This window comes from Lachnoclostridium sp. An181 (assembly GCF_002160325.1).
GTDB lineage: Bacteria > Bacillota > Clostridia > Lachnospirales > Lachnospiraceae > An181.
Genome location: NZ_NFKJ01000004.1, coordinates 145152 through 162118 on the forward strand (window position 1 = coordinate 145152; position 16967 = coordinate 162118).

The window sequence follows — 16967 nt, forward strand, 5'->3', positions numbered from 1 at the left end:
TGTATTCGGGCAGGGCCGTGTGGCTCTGCCTGGTTTGGACTAAAAGAGCAAGTACTATTTCATGGAAGCCTGTGTGAGAATAGACTTTACATGCTCCACTTCCTGCTGAGTCGCTTTGGCAGCAGGGATATAATAACTTTTTTCGCGCGCAAGCTGGTAGAGCTCTTCCTGTGACATTTCTGTCTGGTTACGCATCTGTTTTAAACATTGTTTCAGCTCCTTGTTCTCTGTCTGCGCGATCATATCTCCGAACATTTTCAGTTCTCCATTCACACCGACAAGAGCGTCGGCAACCATTGTTTTGTCATCCATTTTGAAATCCTCCTATAAAAACTTCATCAGTTCCTGTTTGTTTTTCATTGCAGAATCCGCTGCCTGCTGGAAAAGCTGTTTTACCTGTGCATCCTGGGCTTGGGACGCGTATTCAGTCATTTTGCAGTGAGTGGTAGAGTAGCCGCCAATCAGATGGCGCAGATTTTGTAAATCTAGAATAGAAATCTCTGACATGTTCATACCTCCTGTCGTATCTTCATATTTTTCATGTTCAAAGACAGTATGTGCAGGAATGATAGAAGTATACCGGGGAAAGAAGATAAAATCTTGCCAAAAATTTTTTAAAATATAAAATAGATATAAAAATTCAGTAGTGGCCTCAAAAAGATAGGCAGGAAAAAGTGGTTACGAAAAGGGCATAGAGCCATGCTCCCTTGTGGAAAGCAACCCTATGCCCATATTTTATTACTTATGAAAATACTTTTCCGGCAAATGTTTCACAACCTTTTTCAAACAACTCAATCTGTTCACTCAAAAGCTGAAGTGTATGTTCATCCAAATCAGATAAAAGCGCTGTCATCTTCTCTTTGGTAAGTGCCGGATTACATGGAGGAACAAGCGCAAAATCACTGTACGCGCGCAGCTTGTTGAAGTAAAGGCCGGCATCCGAAAGATCTTGGCTTTTCATGTCCATCTCAAACATCATCTGACAGTCCGTGATATCAAGATCACAAACCTCTTTGCAGATCCATTTTCCAAGAAAATAGAAACGTCCGTTTATTTTGTACACAAATCCATCATACCGAAGTAATTTTTCTAGAAGTTCCATCTTATTTATTCACCTTGGAAAGTGCAGCTGCATCTGCGATCAAAGTCACGTTTTTGTGGAGCTGCAGTACGGATGCAGGTACCTGTGGGGTAACTGGCCCGAAGAATGCTTTTGCTACGATATCGGCTTTATCCTCTCCGCTTACAAGGATCAGGATTTTATCAGCGTTCATGATTGTTCCAATTCCCATTGTGTATGCTTTTCTTGGCACATCGTCGATGGATGCAAAGAAACGTTTGTTGGCCTCGATGGTGCTCTCCTGAAGATCCACGCAATGTGTTGCAACAGGGAAGTCATCGGCAGGTTCATTGAATCCAATGTGTCCGTTGTGACCAAGACCCAAAAGCTGAAGGTCAACACCGCCCAACTCTTTGATGAGTTCTTCGTATGCTGCACATTCTTTTTCGGCATCTTCTTTTGTTCCGTCCGGGATATTCGTATTTTCAGGATCAATATTTACATGATTAAAAAGATTGTCATGCATGAAGAAGTAGTAGCTTTGGTCATTGTCTCTTGTAAGACCTTTGTACTCGTCAAGATTTGCGGTTTTGACGCCGGAGAAATCAAGATCTCCTGCCTCGTACATTTCTACCAGACGTTTGTATGTACCAATTGGTGTGGAACCTGTTGCAAGACCAAGTACGCAGTTTGGTTTGGAAATCACCTGTGCTGCGATAATGTTAGCTGCCTTGCGGCTCATTTCATTGTAATCTTCTGTTTTAATAATACGAATCATAAATATCCTCCTTTGATGTATACATAAGTGTATACATATTTCGCTTATACTAACTGTAACAAAAGCAGGGAGTAAAAACAAGGCGGAAAAAGAAAATAAGAAGAAAAAGTACAAAAATCAGGATGATTGTGCCATGGCGATGTGGCAGATATGCAGGAACCAAAGACAAAAATCTGCATATAGTAATATCATAATTGAACAAAATGGGGAGAGAGATATGGAGAAACATGTTCCTTATTATATGGCGTACCCTATGCCGCTTCAGTTTGACGATGAGAGAATAGAAAAACGGGATCTGGAGTACTTAAAAAGTATGTACCCTTCCACAGCAAAGATCATTCTCCCGTATGTGGAGGAAGAGTGTGAGAAAATGGAGTACGAGGGAAGCATGATCTACGATGAGTACCCGGACCGCCTTCAGATACGTCTTCTGTGCGGAAAAATTTATGATAAAGTAAAAGATCTGCCGGTGGTGCGTGATAAGATGACTGAGGAGACAGAAGGGATGGCGCAGGCGTTCAAAGAAAGAAAAAAACGTGACGGACATTTATGGGACCTCGTTGAAGTGCTCGTATTTCAGGAGCTTTTTCGGAAAAGATGTGCAAAACGAAAGTGCAGGAGAAGATATTTTTAGATGAGCTGCAAAATTTCGTGAATGCACATTGCGCAGAGCATACACGGAATGGTATTATTTTATAGAGAAAATATTCTGAAAGGGAAGTACAAATGAAGAATGTAATTTTAATCGGAATGCCGGCTGTTGGGAAAAGTACGGTCGGAGTTGTCGTTGCAAAGAGACTGGGATTTGAGTTTATAGATACAGATTTGTTGATACAAAAGCAGGAGGGCAAACTTTTAAAGGATATCATTGAGGAGAGAGGAATCGACGGGTTCCTTGAAGTGGAAAATCAGGTGAACAGAGATGTGGAGACATCCGGTGCAGTCATATCTCCGGGTGGAAGTGTTGTATACTGCAGGGAGGCCATGGAGCACTATAAGGAGATAGGAGTGGTCGTGTATCTGAAAGCATCTTTTGAGATTATCTCGCAAAGGCTGAAAGATACGAAACAAAGAGGTGTGGTATTAAGAGATGGGCAGACATTAAAAGATTTGTACGACGAGCGCACAGAACTCTTTGAAAAATATGCAGATATCACGGTCTGCGAGGACGGACAATTGCTGGAAGACACAATAGGGACAGTGCTTGAGGCTTTGGCTGGTTGGTAATTTTTAACAGAATCCGGGAGCATAGAATAGCCGCTGATGAAGAAAAATATTTTACAAATAAAAATTTTATGCTATAATGTCTAACATACTATGCGGAATGGTGGGGAAATGGGCCATTCCATAAAGCAGAAGTATAGATGAAGATGGGCAGAGTATAGTAATGATCGAGGTGCGATATGGAGCAGTATATTATAAAAGGTGGAAATCCGCTGGTCGGAGAAGTTGAGATAGCAGGTGCAAAAAATGCAGCTCTTGCGATTCTGGCAGCAGCGATTATGACAGATGAGACGGTTACGATTGATAATATTCCGGATGTCAATGATATCAATGTTCTTTTGGAAGCAATGAGTGGAATCGGGGCAAGGATTCAAAGACTGGACCGTCATTCTGTAAAGATCAATGGAAGTAACGTGCATGATTTTAGTATAGAGTATGATTATATAAAGAAAATCAGAGCGTCTTATTATCTTTTGGGCGCATTGCTTGGAAAATACAGAAGAGCGGAGGTTGCTCTTCCGGGTGGGTGCAATATCGGCAGCCGTCCGATCGATCAGCATCTGAAAGGGTTCCGCGCACTGGGTGCGGAGGTTGAGATCGAACACGGGAAGATCGTTGCGGAGGCGGAACAGCTGTGTGGAACCCATATGTATTTTGACGTTGTAAGCGTTGGGGCTACGATCAATGTGATGATGGCGGCATCCATGGCAGAGGGAACCACGATTTTGGAGAATGTTGCAAAAGAGCCGCATGTTGTGGATGTGGCAAACTTTTTGAACAGTATGGGTGCAAATATCCGCGGCGCAGGTACAGATGTCATTAAGATCAAAGGTGTTTCAAGGCTGCACGGAACGAGTTATTCCATTATTCCGGATCAGATCGAGGCCGGTACTTTTATGTTTGCGGCAGCAGCCACAAAAGGCGATATCACTGTCATGAATGTCATACCAAAACATCTTGAGGCCACAGCTGCAAAGCTTTTGGAAATCGGCTGTGAGATAGAAGAATTTGATGATGCGGTGCGCGTGGTGGCAAAGGGGCGTCTGAAACATACGCAGGTGAAGACACTGCCGTACCCTGGTTTTCCGACAGATATGCAGCCGCAGATGGGTGTTGTATTGGCTCTGTGCGAAGGGACAAGTACGATCACAGAGAGTATTTTTGAGAACCGTTTCAAATATCTGGATGAACTTGCCAGAATGGGAGCAGTGAGTAAGATTGAAGGAAATTCAGCTACAATTGAGGGAGTGCCGAGATTTTCCGGGGCAAGAGTGAGCGCGCCGGATTTGAGGGCAGGGGCTGCGCTGTGTATTGCAGGTCTTGCGGCGGAAGGCATCACAATTGTGGATGACATTGTATATATTCAGAGAGGCTACGAGAGGTTTGAAGAGAAATTGAGAAGCCTTGGCGCTATGATCGAGAAGGTCTCAAGCGACAAGGAGATTCAGAAGTTTAAATTGAAAGTAGGCTAAAGAGGATGAAAAGAGTTCACATGCGGAACTCTTTTTTTTGTTTTTGGAAAATATTTTGAAATGGGAGGAGTTTTGGGAAAATTATGATATAATTTAGGAAAATATTAAATTATCTGAATAGAGAGGAGGAAAAGTTATGAATGAAGAAATTGTGTTTGAGGAACATGAGTGCAGAATAGGGCCTCATCCATGGAAGAGATTTTTGTCATATAACCTCGATAAAATCGTGTATCAGTTGGTTATGGGGGCTGTTGTATTCTTAGGATTTTGTGTGTATCCTTTGGAGAGAAGATTAGTGTTTACGATTTTGCAAATCTGTTTGTTTTCAATCGTCTCACTTTTTGTTGATGCCATTTTGTTTTCTCTATTTGGGACTACTTTCGGAAAACTGATTTTTGGCATCCGCGTTCTGCATGAAAGCAGCAGAAAGCTGACACTAAAAGAGGCACTTGGCAGAAATTTCTTGAGGTGGATCTATGGCGAAGGCTGTGGAATCGTGGGCGTGAGTATTTATCGTAATTTCAGGAGCTACCAGGCATGCAAAAGAGGGGAAGTGCTTCCATGGGATGATGAAGTGCGGTATGAATTCAAGGATCAGAAAGCGGTAAGGGGATTGGTATATGTTGTCTGTATTGTTTTCGTCTATATTGGTTCGTGGTGGGTCAGTGCAAAGGCGGTCATGCCAAGGATTCAAGGAGAATGGACCAGAGAGGCGTTCTGGGAAAATTATACAAATACAATGACGCATGTGTTCCATGCGGAAATCTATCATCCGGATATGGAGTTTAAAGAAACAGGGGAGAACTTGGAGGAGATCCGGATTGAGCGCGAGGAGGATTCGCCGGGACATATAAAAGGAATTGGCTCAGAACTGGCTGCGGTGTACGCGGTAGTGGGGATGGAGCCGGGACGGGGCGGCTTTGATTATACCCATCTGATGCAGGTGATGGTAGAGTACGGAAGAGAGCAGACAGCAGACTTTCACTACGAAGATGAGTATGTGTCCATAAACAGGACAAAGGATGAGTGTGTCATTACAATAAAAAAGTCTTGACATAAAAAAGAAAACACTTGACTTTTTGGCGGATACAGTGTAAAGTCACTAGCGTAGTAAAACTTAACACATGAGCTTTCTCTTATTCAGAGTGGTGGAGGTACAAAGGACCTGTGAAGCCACGGCAACCCCTTAAAGGAAGGTGCCAACCTGAGCGAGTGATCGAACAATAAGAGGATTGATATATGAATCAGATATAGCAGTCCGCTTACACGGGCTGCTTTTTTAATTGCTTTTCAAAAAGCAGTCCGACAGCGAGAGAAAGGATAGAAGAAAGGAAGGAAACAATGGAAAAAATCTTATTTACATCTGAGTCTGTTACAGAAGGACATCCGGATAAAATGTGTGATGCGATTTCCGATGCGATCCTTGACGCACTGATGGAGCAGGACCCGACAAGCCGTGTTGCATGCGAGACAGCAACGACAACAGGCATGGTACTTGTGATGGGAGAGATCACAACGAATGCGTACATTGACATTCAAAATATTGTACGCGAGACGATCCGGGAGATTGGCTATACACGTGGAAAATTTGGATTTGATGCGGACAACTGCGGCGTGATGGTGATGATCGACGAGCAGTCTGCGGATATTGCGCTTGGCGTTGACAAGGCGCTGGAAGCAAAAGAGAACACAATGACAGAGGATGAGCTGGATGCGATCGGTGCAGGAGATCAGGGAATGATGTTCGGATATGCCTGCAATGAGACCCCGGAGTATATGCCATACTCCATTTCTCTTGCTCATAAACTTGCAAGAAAACTTGCAGAGGTGAGAAAGAACGGAACATTGCCGTACTTAAGGCCGGACGGAAAAACCCAGGTGACAGTGGAGTATAACGAAGAGGGAAGACCAATCCGCCTGGATGCGGTTGTTCTTTCCACACAGCATGATCCGGATGTGACACAGGAGAAGATTCACGAGGACATTAAAAAGTATGTGTTTGAGCCAGTGCTCCCAAAAGAAATGGTGGATGCTGATACAAAATTCTTTATCAATCCAACAGGGCGTTTTGTCATCGGAGGACCTCACGGTGACAGTGGTCTGACAGGAAGAAAAATCATCGTGGATTCCTACGGTGGGATAGGGCGTCACGGCGGCGGTGCTTTCTCCGGAAAAGACTGTACAAAAGTGGACCGTTCCGCGGCATATGCAGCGCGCTATGTAGCGAAAAATATCGTGGCTGCAGGGCTTGCAGAAAAGTGTGAGATTCAGCTTTCCTATGCGATCGGTGTTGCACATCCGACATCCATCCGTGTGGATACATTCGGAACAGGAAAGTTGGAGGATACAAAACTCGTTGAGATCATCAGAAAACACTTTGATCTTCGCCCGGCAGGAATCATCAAGATGCTCGATCTGAGAAGACCAATCTATAAACAGACAGCTGCCTACGGACATTTTGGACGCACAGATGTGGATCTGCCATGGGAAAAACTGGACAGAGTAGAAGAACTGAAAACTTATCTGTAAAAAATAAAAAGAGCGGGGAGGCTGCGCGCATTTTGGGAGGAGAAATGTGCGCAGCCTTTCCCACTTTGTTCCTAATTGAGTAGAAAGGAAGGGGAGGGTATGCTAAAATAGAGATAGTTTTAAAATACTGTCCGGCGACGGCAGGAGATATGGAAAAGAGGAGAGCAAATGGATTATCGAAAAGAACAATTCGGACAGACAAAGAAAAGTGAAAATGCGTCTTTGTATACTTTGTCAAATGAAAACGGAATGAAAGTGAAAATTACTGATTATGGGGCGAATGTAGTATCCATCATTGTAAAAGATAAAGCGGGAAACGAGCGGGATGTGGTGCTTGGATATGACGATGCATCCGGCTATGAACAGGGTGATGTTTTTTTTGGAGCATGTGTGGGAAGAAATGCAAACCGTATTGGAGGGGCAAAATTTTCACTGAACGGCAAAATCTATGAACTTGCCAAAAATGACGGCGGCAAAAACAATCTTCACAGCGGACCGCATTGCTTTCACACCCGCATGTGGGAGGTTGAGAAAGTGGATGGCCATTCTATCACACTTTTTATCCACAGCAAGGACATGGAGCAGGGATATCCCGGAAATGCGGACATTCGAGTGACATATGAAGTGACAGAGGACAACGCTTTCCGGATTACATATGAAGGGGTTCCGGATGCGGATACAGTGTTTAATATGACAAATCATAGTTATTTTAATCTGAACGGACATGATTCAGGACTTGTATTGAACCAGAAAGTCTGGCTCAATGCAGAGAAATATACAGAGGCAAACAAAGACTCCGTTCCTACCGGACGGATTCTTGACGTAGCAGGAACGCCGATGGATTTTACCGAAGAAAAAGAGCTTGGAAGAGACATTGAGGAGGACTATCCGGATCTTTGTTTTGGGGCAGGGTATGACCGAAGCTTTGTCATAAACGGAGAAGGGTACCGGAAAGCCGGTTCTTTGTATGCGAAAGAGAGCGGTATTTTTATGGAGGTGTATACAGATTGTCCTGCAGTACAACTTTACACAGCCAACTATGTGATAGAAGAAAAAGGAAAAAACAGCGCAGTGTATGACAGAAGGCATGCGGTATGCTTTGAGACGCAGTTTTCCCCGGATGCTGTAAACCACAATAAATTTAAAAGCCCGGTTTGCAAAAAAGGACAAAAATATTTAAGCCGTACTGCGTATGTGTTTGGTATCCGTAAATAAAAAAGATAGAAAAAAGCTCTGATATCAAGACTTTTTTCAACAGAAAAATTTTCCTTTCCTGTTGTTTTACAAAAATTTTAGAAAAATTTATGCCACCTTTCGTGTACGGGAGGTGGCAAAGTGCTATAATGGGGAGAAGAACTATGGCAAAGGATGAAGGCAGATGAAGTTAAAAACAAAACTGATCGTCGCATTTGTGACATTGATCATACTCCCAGTAGGCCTGATCGTACTGGCTGTCTATGGGTTTGGAAGTTATCAGATCAAAGTGATCGAGAAGACCTATGAGCTTTCCGGTACTACATATGAATCTCTTTTGAACTCCGTACAGATGATGAATCGCCTGGCAGAGCAGTCCTACCATAAATTGAAGGACATTGCACAGGAAGACCCGGAAAAGCTGGAGGATGCGACCTATCTGGACAAAGTGAACCAGAAACTGGAGAGAAAGAGTTCCTACCTGATCGTCAGAAGAGGGGAAAATATTTCTTATATTGGCGCAGATTCCACTAAGACACAAAAGGTCATCGAACATCTTCCGCAATATCAGGGCGAAGAGGGAGCCTCTGAGAATGGCGTTTATCTTGGAGGAGAGTCCAGAGCCCTTGTCAAACAAATAGATTTTCAATACCCGGATAAAGAAAAGGGAAGTATCTTTATCGTTACAGATGCTGCGAGCATGGTCCCTGAGGTGAAAGCTTTTCTTGTAGATATTGTGTTCGCAGTCATTGCCATTCTATTTTTGACGGCATCTGTATTTATCTTATGGATATACCGAAGCGTAGTCAGCCCCATCCGCAGGATGCAGGCAGCGGCGGCCAATATCAAGGAGGGCAATTTGGATTTTCATCTGGAGGCAGAGGCTGATGATGAGCTTGGAGAGCTGTGTCACAGCATGGAGGACATGAGGCTGAAATTAAAAGACACTATGGAAGAAAAACTTGTGTATGACAAGGAGAGCAAGGAGCTTATCAGCAACATCTCCCACGATCTGAAGACGCCGATCACAGCTATTAAAGGTTATGTGGAGGGGATCATGGACGGTGTGGCGGATACACCGGAAAAAATCGACAAGTACATCCGCACGATCTATAATAAGGCAAATGAGATGGATGCTCTGATCAATGAGCTGACACTGTATTCCAAAATCGACATGAACCGCATCCCTTACAATTTTGCCACAATTCCGGTAAATGCATATTTTGAAGACTGTGCGGAAGATTTATCCCTGGAGCTGGAGGCAAAAGGAGTGGATTTTTCATATTCAAATTTCGTAGAGGGGGATATCCGCATTATCGCGGACGCAGAGCAGTTAAAGAGAGTCATCAACAATATTGTCAATAACTCTTTAAAATATATGGACAAGGAGAAAGCAAAGATCCAACTGCGCGTAAAGGATGTGGGTGACTTTATACAGGTGGAACTGGAGGACAATGGCAAAGGCATTGCAAACAAAGATCTGCCAAATATTTTTGAACGGTTTTACCGCGCGGATGCGTCGAGGAATTCCTCAAAAGGAGGGAGCGGAATCGGTCTGTCCATTGTAAAGAAGATCATTGAAGAGCACGGAGGAAAAATCTGGGCTACGAGCAAAGAAGGTACAGGGACGATCATGTACTTTGTAATAAGAAAATATCAGGAGGTACCTGTTCATGAGTAGAATATTGATTATTGAAGATGAAAAATCCATTGCAGAGCTGGAAAAGGATTATCTGGAGCTGAGTGGATTTGAAGTGGAGGTGGAGCAGGACGGACAAAAAGGGCTTGTGAAAGCCTTGAAGGAAAATTTTGATCTGTTCATCCTGGATTTGATGCTGCCGGGAATGGATGGATTTGAGATCTGCCGTCAGATCCGCGATGAGAAAAATACACCGATCATCATGGTATCGGCAAAAAAAGACGATATTGACAAAATCAGAGGACTTGGGCTTGGGGCGGATGATTATATGACAAAACCGTTCAGTCCAAGCGAACTTGTTGCCAGAGTGAAGGCGCATCTGGCAAGATATGAAAGACTGATCGGCAGCGCCGTTGAGGAGAACAAAGTCATTGAGATCAGAGGACTTAAGATCGACACCACTGCAAGAAGGGTATGGGTCAATGGCGTGGAGAAGACATTTACCACAAAAGAGTTTGACCTGCTTACATTTTTGGCATCACATCCAAACCATGTATACACAAAGGATGAACTTTTCAGCGAGATCTGGGACATGGAGTCAATCGGAGATATCGCCACAGTCACTGTGCACATCAAAAAGATTCGGGAGAAGATTGAGTACGATACATCCAATCCTCAGTATATTGAAACAATCTGGGGTGTCGGATATCGGTTTAAAGTCTGAGATTTGGGAGAGAGGAACATGATTACAAGCACAGCAAATGCACAGGTGAAACAACTGCTCCAATGGCAGAAGAAGAGCAGACAGAGGAATAAAGATGGAATTTTTCTTGTGGAAGGAATCCGCATGTGGAAGGAAGTGCCGAAAGAGCGGCTGCTCAAGGTATATGTTTCCGAAAGCTTTTTGAAGAGATATGAAAAGGACCTTAAAAATTCCACAGTCAGAACGGAAGTTTTGTCAGATCAAATTTTTGAACGGGTGTCGGATACGAAGACGCCCCAGGGGATTTTGTGTGTGGTAAAGAGAAAGGAGTACAGCCTGAATGATATCCTGAAAGGGGATGCTCTGTTTTTGGTCATTCTGGACAATCTTCAGGATCCGGGAAATCTCGGAACAATTGTAAGAACGGCAGAAGGCGCTGGAGTCGACGGGATCATTATGAGCCAGGGGTGTGTGGATATCTACAATCCAAAGACGATCCGCTCTACCATGGGTTCCATTTACCGTATGCCGTTTTTGTATGCAGAGCATATGGATGAGGTGTTTGGGATGTTAAAGGAAAAACAGATCACAGTGTATGCTGCACATCTGGAAGGAAAGACCTTTTATGATGAGCAGGACTATAGAAAGGGCTGTGCCTTTTTGATTGGAAATGAAGGAAATGGGCTGTCAGAAGAAATGGCGGCGAGCGCGGATGTGAAGATACGGATACCTATGTACGGCCAGGTGGAATCTTTGAATGCAGCTGTGGCAACCTCTGTACTGATCTATGAGGCAAGCCGCCAGAGAAGACGGGCAAGCGTGGAGTAAAGAATTATTCCAAAAAGTAGAATGTTACTTGGATAAAAAGTAGCATTCTTTTTTTGTTTGTTTTGATACAGAACTTTATTTCTTTTCTCCCTTGTGGGGGCAGAGAAGTGACCTGAAGCATTGACAAAAGAGAGAGGGGTTGACAAAATTGAAATCCAATGTTAATATAATCGAACAGAATGTAACAATTCTGTAATAATTGTAATAAAAGCATCACATTCTCAATATGATAGAGGATGTACATAGCCAAATTACAGTTGTATATTAAAGGAGGATTTGAAACATGAAGGAGAATAAGAAAGTGCTCGCATGTGCATTGCTGTCAGGTTGCCTTGTTTTTACGGCAGTGTTACCGAGCAGTGCGGCAGCAACACAATCGGAAGCTCTGACAAACACGAGTATAAATAATGAAGGAAAGGCACTGCTCTCAGTGGTGATGGATAAGATTCCGGAAGCAGCCGCGATTGCAGAAGAGACACAGGAATGGCATCAAAAGGCAGTTGCCAATGTAGATGTACAGGCCGATGTGCATGTCTCCATGCATGAGGACAGCGAAGTGGTCGGAAGAATCTACCACAACACCATTGTAGAGGTGGCAGATAAAGGAACCGTATGGTCCAAGATCGTATCCGGCAATGTGACAGGATATGTGCAGAACAGCGCGCTGGCATTTGGCCAGGATGCGGTTGCGCGTGCGGAGGCGGTATGTCCGGAGGTTGCGACAGCGCAGGACAAGACAGAACTTCGCGAAGAACCGAATGCCAAAGGGGAAGTAAAAGGATACGCCAGTGCGGAAAAACAGTACAAAGTCGTAGAAACGGAGAGCGGTGAAGATGAGCAGAATGGATTCATCCGCATTCAGGATGAAAACCAGGCGCAGTTCTACGTACCGGCAGAGTCTGTGACAGTGACAAGACCAAGCCAGACAGCAAAGACCATGGAGCAGATTCGCGCTGAAGAAGAGGCAAAGAAAAAAGCAGAGGAAGAAAAGCGCAGAGCAGAGGAAGCGGCAAAAAGAGCAGAAGAGGCAAAGAAAGCCGGGGCAACCAGCCCGGCGATGTCAGCCAGTGCAAGCGATGAGGAACTTTTGGCAGCCTTGATCTACTGCGAGGCAGGCGGAGAGCCGTATGAAGGCCAGGTGGCGGTCGGTGCAGTTGTGCTCAACCGTGTGCGCAGCGGAAAGTTTCCGAATTCGATCCGTGGAGTGATCTACCAGGCAGGCCAGTTCGGACCGGCTGTGACAGGGAAACTTGAGAGAGTGCTCGCATCCGGCAGGACAACCGACAGCGCAAGGCGCGCAGCAGCTGAGGCGCTTGCAGGGGTAAACCCAATCGGAGATGCGCTCTACTTTGGAAACGGAAATACAGGTTACCGTATCGGAGGACACTATTTCCACTAAGATAAAAGAAAAATGAAAAGGTGACAAGGTCAAAAAGAAACATTTGGCCGCGTCGCCTTTTTTGATTATTTGATATGGATGCGTGTATAATGATAGATAGTAAAAAGGACGGGAGGTGCGCAGCATGCAGCCAGTGATAGATTTGACAAAGGAATATGGGATTGTACTGGACGGAGGAGGAGCGAGAGGAGCCTATCAGATAGGGGCGTGGAAAGCGCTGGGAGAGGCTGGAGTAAAAATTACAGCCGTTGCCGGAACATCTGTAGGCGCACTCAATGGAGCGCTCATCTGCATGGGTGATGTGGAGAAGGCCCAGAGGATATGGAAAGAAATCCGGTTTTCAAAGGTGATGGATGTGGACGATGACTGGATGGAGAGGTTTTTTAACAAGGAAATACCCTTGTCTGAACTTTTCCTGGAACTGAAGGAGCGGATCAAGGATGGCGGGGTAGATATTACACCGTTAAAAAATCTGATCCACACATATATTGACGAAGAGAAAGTCAGAAAATCGGGAATTGCATTTTATCTTCTGACCTTTTCCCTGACAGATAAAAAAGAGCTGGAGCTGTGCGTGGATGAGCTGGAGGAAGGGACTTTGGAAGACTTTCTTCTGGCAAGCGCATCTTTGTGGGGATTCAAAAATGAACCAATGAGAGATGGAAAACGGTATATGGACGGAGGGGTTGTAAACAATGTCCCGCTTGGCTCCCTTGCAAAGCGGGGATATAAAAATATCATTTCCATACGCATCCACGGGCCGGGGAGAGAACCGAAGGTACAACTTTCGGAAGGAACAAAGGTATATGAAATCAGTCCAAGAGTCCGGCTTGGAAGTATTCTGGAATTTGACAAAAAGCGCAGCAAGCTGAATATGAAGATCGGATATTATGACGCAAAACGGGTTTTGTACGGTCTCGTAGGGCGGATATACTATATTGAAGAAACAAAAGATACGTGCTATTATGAAAAGAAACTGCAAAGCCTAAGCGAGGTAGAGAAAGCGCAGGCTGCCTTTGTGTTGAAACTTCCGCTTGGCTATGATGAGAAAGATTTGTACATGGGTATGCTCGAGGCAGCGGCAAAATTGCTCGGCATACCGAAATACCGGATATACAAAGTAGAGGAACTGGAGGAGGCGGTGGAGCGCGCGCTGGGGGAAAGGCAGGAACAGGAAACGCTGCCGCGTTTTGTACGCTATTGGATGCGTATCAGGGAGGAAGGCAAAATGAAATTAACGGGAAGAGATTTTTTGACACTAAAAGATTTTACAGAAGAGGAAATACTCTATCTTCTGGATCTGGCAAAAGATTTTAAGAAAAAGAAAAAAGAAGGCGTGCCGGTTGACATTTTAAAAGGGAAAAATGTGGCTCTTATCTTTGAAAAGACGAGTACAAGGACAAGGTGCGCATTTGAGGTTGCGGCACATGATCTTGGGATGGGGACGACCTATCTTGATCCAAGCGGCTCTCAGATCGGCAAAAAGGAGAGCATTGCGGACACTGCCCGCGTGCTGGCAGGTATGTACGATGGTATCGAGTACCGCGGATTTGGACAGGAGATTGTGGAGGAGCTTGCAAAAGGGGCGAATGTGCCGGTGTGGAATGGCCTGACAAATGAGTTTCATCCTACCCAGATGCTGGCGGATATGCTGACTATTCAGGAACATTTCGACCGCCTGAAGGGACTGAAACTGGTGTACATGGGGGATGCCCGCTTTAACATGGGCAATTCCCTTATGATCGCCTGTGCAAAGCTGGGGCTTGACTTCACTGCGTGTGCACCCGAGAAATATTTTCCGGACAAAGAGCTTGTAAAGCAATGTGAGGAATATGCGAAACAATCCGGCAGCACATTATCTTTTATCACGGACGTGGAAGAGGGAACTAAGGATGCGGACATTATCTGCACGGATGTATGGGTATCCATGGGAGAACCGGACGATGTGTGGGAAGAGAGAATCCGGGAGCTCACCCCTTACAAGGTGACAAAGGATGTCATGGCAAATGCAAAGAAGAGCGCAATCTTCCTCCACTGTCTTCCTGCCTTCCATGATCTGAAGACCACGATCGGCAAACAGATCCACGAAAAATTTGGTCTTACGGATATGGAAGTGACGGATGAAGTGTTTGAATCGTCCCAGTCGAAAGTATTTGAGGAGGCTGAAAACAGGATGCACACCATAAAGGCAGTTATGGCTGCAACGCTCAGTGAAAAGGAGCTTTTATAATGAGAAACAATGCACTGAAACCATACCTTACTACTGCGTGGGCAGGGCAGTGCTTTCTGTATGAGGAGGAGACAGATTCCACAAACCTTATGGCAAAACGGCTTGCAAAAGAAGGGGCAGCACACGGAACACTGGTGTGTGCTGCCCGCCAGAGCGCAGGGAGGGGGAGAAGAGGGAGGACGTGGATTTCCGAGGAAAACGGAAACATTTACATGAGTCTTTTGCTGCGTCCTGATATGGAACCTTCCCACGCACCGATGATGACCCTGATCATGGCGTACAGTGTGGCAAAGGCAGTGGAACAGGTCTGCAAAGTGAAGACAGGCATCAAATGGCCCAACGATATTTTGAATGGCACAAAAAAAATATGCGGGATTCTCACAGAGATGGGCATGGACAAAGGCATGATTTCCTATGTGGTCATTGGAGTGGGCATCAATACAGGACAAATGGAAATTCCGGAGGAGTTAAAGGACAAAGCCTTCTCCCTTGACATCGGAAAGGAACAAAAAGAAGAACTCATGGCTGTGTGTATGAACTTGTTTGAGGAGAATTATGAAACATTTGCGGGCTGCGGTTCTTTGAAGTTTCTGAAAGAAGAGTATGAGACAAGACTTGTCAACAGGGGGAAGACCGTGTGTGTGCTGGAGCCGGGAAATGAGTACAGAGGGCGTGCGCTTGGTATTACCGAAAAAGGCGAGCTTTTGGTGGAAAAAGAGACAGGAGAGATCGTGGAAGTATATTCCGGGGAAGTGTCAGTGCGCGGGGTATACGGATACGTGTAGGATAGAAGGAGAAACTATGTACGAAGACAAAGTAGTGTTGTGCGGTGCAAACGCATACGAACGAAAATATTATCTGAATCCGGATTTTGAAAACCTTCCGGAGCATATAAAAAATGAGCTGAAGATCATGTGCGTGCTGTATACAGAGGACGTGGGGGGAATCCTCACACTTTCCTATGAAGAGGACGGGACTCTTGTATTCGATGTGGCGAGTGAAGATTACGATCCGGGATTCGATGAGATAGGCAGCAGGCTGAAGATGAAAGAAATACAGAGGACAAAGGGAGAACTTTTAAGGTCACTGGAGCTGTATTACAAAGTTTTCTTTTTGGGAGAGGAGATCTAGATGTTATTAGCAATTGATGTCGGAAACACCAATATTACGCTGGGACTGTTCCGGGGAGAAAATCTGGTCGCTCAGTTTCGAATGACTACAAAATCAGAGAGGACTTCCGATGAGTATGGGATTTTTCTCTGCAGCCTGATCGAGCACAAAGGATTTTCTGTGCAGGAGGTGGAAGGCGTGATCATTGCCTCCGTAGTGCCGGATATCATGCACTCGCTGACAAGCGGGATCATCAAGTACTTTGAAACAACGCCTTTGATCGTCTCTGCGGGGATCAAGACCGGAATGCGCATTCTCACGGAAAATCCCAAACAGCTTGGCGCGGACAAGATCGTAGATGCAGTGGCAGCCCACAAACTGTATGGAGGGCCGGCGATTGTCATTGATTTTGGAACAGCCACAACCTTTGATCTGCTCAATGAAAACGGAGATCTGATCGCAGGCGTGATAGCGCCCGGGATCCGTACCTCCGCAAGAGCGCTCTGGGGAAGGGCTGCCATGCTGCCGGAAGTGGAGATCAAAAAACCGGAGTCCATCCTGGCAAAGGAGACGATCTCCAGTATGCAGGCGGGGCTTGTGTACGGGTACATTGGACAGACAGAGTACATCATTGACAGAATGAAACAGGAGTCCGGATATATGGATGCAAAAGTAGTGGCAACAGGAGGTCTTGGAAAGATCATTGCAAAAGAGACCCCGGTCATTGATGTGTATGATCCGATCCTCACGCTTGTGGGACTTCGGATGATCTACGAAAAAAATAAACGGTGAGCAAAAGGA

The 16967-nt window shown here is 45.1% G+C and carries 18 protein-coding genes and 1 riboswitch; of the genes, 14 read left to right on the forward strand and 4 right to left on the reverse strand.

Going from position 1 to position 16967, the window contains the following annotated elements:
* Window positions 1–54 precede the first annotated feature (54 nt).
* From B5F18_RS04285 to nagB, 4 genes are all read right to left on the reverse strand, one after another.
* Window positions 55–312, reverse strand: coding sequence for a spore coat protein (locus B5F18_RS04285; protein ID WP_087156435.1), 258 nt, complete (start codon window positions 310–312; stop codon window positions 55–57).
* Between the two features lie 12 nt (window positions 313–324).
* Window positions 325–507: a hypothetical protein gene (locus B5F18_RS04290; RefSeq protein WP_087156436.1), complete on the reverse strand. Its 183-nt coding sequence runs from the start codon at window positions 505–507 to the stop codon at window positions 325–327.
* 235 nt (window positions 508–742) lie between these two features.
* Window positions 743–1102 (reverse strand): hypothetical protein, encoded by a 360-nt coding sequence (locus B5F18_RS04295; protein WP_087156437.1) that lies wholly within the window; start codon window positions 1100–1102, stop codon window positions 743–745.
* 1 nt (window position 1103) lies between these two features.
* Window positions 1104–1835: a glucosamine-6-phosphate deaminase gene (gene nagB, locus B5F18_RS04300; RefSeq protein WP_087156498.1), complete on the reverse strand. Its 732-nt coding sequence runs from the start codon at window positions 1833–1835 to the stop codon at window positions 1104–1106.
* A gap of 220 nt (window positions 1836–2055) precedes the next feature.
* Between nagB and B5F18_RS04305 the strand changes: the two genes are divergently transcribed.
* The 14 genes from B5F18_RS04305 to B5F18_RS04370 all read left to right on the forward strand — a co-directional run bounded on the left by B5F18_RS04305 (window position 2056) and on the right by B5F18_RS04370 (window position 16958).
* Window positions 2056–2472 carry a hypothetical protein gene (locus B5F18_RS04305; RefSeq protein ID WP_087156499.1) on the forward strand — a complete coding sequence of 139 codons (417 nt, stop codon included), beginning with the start codon at window positions 2056–2058 and terminating at the stop codon, window positions 2470–2472.
* 92 nt (window positions 2473–2564) lie between these two features.
* Window positions 2565–3065 carry a shikimate kinase gene (locus B5F18_RS04310; RefSeq protein ID WP_087156438.1) on the forward strand — a complete coding sequence of 167 codons (501 nt, stop codon included), beginning with the start codon at window positions 2565–2567 and terminating at the stop codon, window positions 3063–3065.
* A gap of 176 nt (window positions 3066–3241) precedes the next feature.
* A complete protein-coding gene (locus B5F18_RS04315; RefSeq protein ID WP_087156439.1) occupies window positions 3242–4534 on the forward strand; it encodes a UDP-N-acetylglucosamine 1-carboxyvinyltransferase in 1293 nt (430 codons plus the stop codon).
* Window positions 4535–4670: 136 nt separating this feature from the next.
* A complete protein-coding gene (locus B5F18_RS04320; RefSeq protein ID WP_087156440.1) occupies window positions 4671–5588 on the forward strand; it encodes an RDD family protein in 918 nt (305 codons plus the stop codon).
* A 79-nt stretch (window positions 5589–5667) separates the two neighbouring features.
* Window positions 5668–5764, forward strand: a riboswitch (SAM riboswitch).
* Window positions 5765–5875: 111 nt separating this feature from the next.
* Window positions 5876–7063 (forward strand): methionine adenosyltransferase, encoded by a 1188-nt coding sequence (metK, locus tag B5F18_RS04325; RefSeq protein ID WP_087156441.1) that lies wholly within the window; start codon window positions 5876–5878, stop codon window positions 7061–7063.
* Between the two features lie 168 nt (window positions 7064–7231).
* Window positions 7232–8278, forward strand: a complete 1047-nt coding sequence (locus B5F18_RS04330) for an aldose epimerase family protein (RefSeq protein WP_087156442.1) — start codon at window positions 7232–7234, stop codon at window positions 8276–8278.
* A 163-nt stretch (window positions 8279–8441) separates the two neighbouring features.
* Window positions 8442–9938, forward strand: coding sequence for a sensor histidine kinase (locus B5F18_RS04335; protein ID WP_087156443.1), 1497 nt, complete (start codon window positions 8442–8444; stop codon window positions 9936–9938).
* A complete protein-coding gene (locus tag B5F18_RS04340; protein ID WP_087156444.1) occupies window positions 9931–10620 on the forward strand; it encodes a response regulator transcription factor in 690 nt (229 codons plus the stop codon). The genes B5F18_RS04335 and B5F18_RS04340 overlap by 8 nt, the downstream gene beginning before the upstream one ends.
* An 18-nt stretch (window positions 10621–10638) precedes the next feature.
* The gene (locus B5F18_RS04345; protein WP_087156445.1) at window positions 10639–11427 is read left to right on the forward strand and encodes a TrmH family RNA methyltransferase; all 789 of its coding nucleotides are present in this window, start codon (window positions 10639–10641) and stop codon (window positions 11425–11427) included.
* Between the two features lie 283 nt (window positions 11428–11710).
* Window positions 11711–12826, forward strand: coding sequence for a cell wall hydrolase (locus B5F18_RS04350; RefSeq protein WP_087156446.1), 1116 nt, complete (start codon window positions 11711–11713; stop codon window positions 12824–12826).
* 124 nt (window positions 12827–12950) lie between these two features.
* On the forward strand, window positions 12951–15056 hold the full coding sequence (argF, locus tag B5F18_RS12955) for an ornithine carbamoyltransferase (protein ID WP_087156447.1): 2106 nt from the start codon (window positions 12951–12953) through the stop codon (window positions 15054–15056).
* The gene (locus B5F18_RS04360; protein WP_087156448.1) at window positions 15056–15841 is read left to right on the forward strand and encodes a biotin--[acetyl-CoA-carboxylase] ligase; all 786 of its coding nucleotides are present in this window, start codon (window positions 15056–15058) and stop codon (window positions 15839–15841) included. The genes argF and B5F18_RS04360 overlap by 1 nt, the downstream gene beginning before the upstream one ends.
* A gap of 16 nt (window positions 15842–15857) precedes the next feature.
* Window positions 15858–16187 carry a DUF6145 family protein gene (locus B5F18_RS04365; protein ID WP_087156449.1) on the forward strand — a complete coding sequence of 110 codons (330 nt, stop codon included), beginning with the start codon at window positions 15858–15860 and terminating at the stop codon, window positions 16185–16187.
* Entirely contained in the window at window positions 16188–16958 is a 771-nt protein-coding gene (locus tag B5F18_RS04370; protein WP_087156450.1) for a type III pantothenate kinase, read from the forward strand. It abuts the gene before it with no gap.
* The last annotated feature ends 9 nt before the right edge of the window (window positions 16959–16967 follow it).

Coding starts and splice junctions, on each gene's coding strand:
- B5F18_RS04320 (WP_087156440.1), top strand. CDS start 4,671: ATGAATGAAGAAATTGTGTTTGAGGAACATGAGTGCAGAATAGGGCCT.
- B5F18_RS04310 (WP_087156438.1), top strand. CDS start 2,565: ATGAAGAATGTAATTTTAATCGGAATGCCGGCTGTTGGGAAAAGTACG.
- B5F18_RS04345 (WP_087156445.1), top strand. CDS start 10,639: ATGATTACAAGCACAGCAAATGCACAGGTGAAACAACTGCTCCAATGG.
- B5F18_RS04360 (WP_087156448.1), top strand. CDS start 15,056: ATGAGAAACAATGCACTGAAACCATACCTTACTACTGCGTGGGCAGGG.
- B5F18_RS04290 (WP_087156436.1), bottom strand. CDS start 507: ATGTCAGAGATTTCTATTCTAGATTTACAAAATCTGCGCCATCTGATT.
- B5F18_RS04285 (WP_087156435.1), bottom strand. CDS start 312: ATGGATGACAAAACAATGGTTGCCGACGCTCTTGTCGGTGTGAATGGA.
- B5F18_RS04340 (WP_087156444.1), top strand. CDS start 9,931: ATGAGTAGAATATTGATTATTGAAGATGAAAAATCCATTGCAGAGCTG.
- B5F18_RS04295 (WP_087156437.1), bottom strand. CDS start 1,102: ATGGAACTTCTAGAAAAATTACTTCGGTATGATGGATTTGTGTACAAA.
- metK (WP_087156441.1), top strand. CDS start 5,876: ATGGAAAAAATCTTATTTACATCTGAGTCTGTTACAGAAGGACATCCG.
- B5F18_RS04350 (WP_087156446.1), top strand. CDS start 11,711: ATGAAGGAGAATAAGAAAGTGCTCGCATGTGCATTGCTGTCAGGTTGC.
- argF (WP_087156447.1), top strand. CDS start 12,951: ATGCAGCCAGTGATAGATTTGACAAAGGAATATGGGATTGTACTGGAC.
- B5F18_RS04315 (WP_087156439.1), top strand. CDS start 3,242: ATGGAGCAGTATATTATAAAAGGTGGAAATCCGCTGGTCGGAGAAGTT.
- B5F18_RS04335 (WP_087156443.1), top strand. CDS start 8,442: ATGAAGTTAAAAACAAAACTGATCGTCGCATTTGTGACATTGATCATA.
- B5F18_RS04370 (WP_087156450.1), top strand. CDS start 16,188: ATGTTATTAGCAATTGATGTCGGAAACACCAATATTACGCTGGGACTG.
- B5F18_RS04305 (WP_087156499.1), top strand. CDS start 2,056: ATGGAGAAACATGTTCCTTATTATATGGCGTACCCTATGCCGCTTCAG.
- B5F18_RS04365 (WP_087156449.1), top strand. CDS start 15,858: ATGTACGAAGACAAAGTAGTGTTGTGCGGTGCAAACGCATACGAACGA.
- B5F18_RS04330 (WP_087156442.1), top strand. CDS start 7,232: ATGGATTATCGAAAAGAACAATTCGGACAGACAAAGAAAAGTGAAAAT.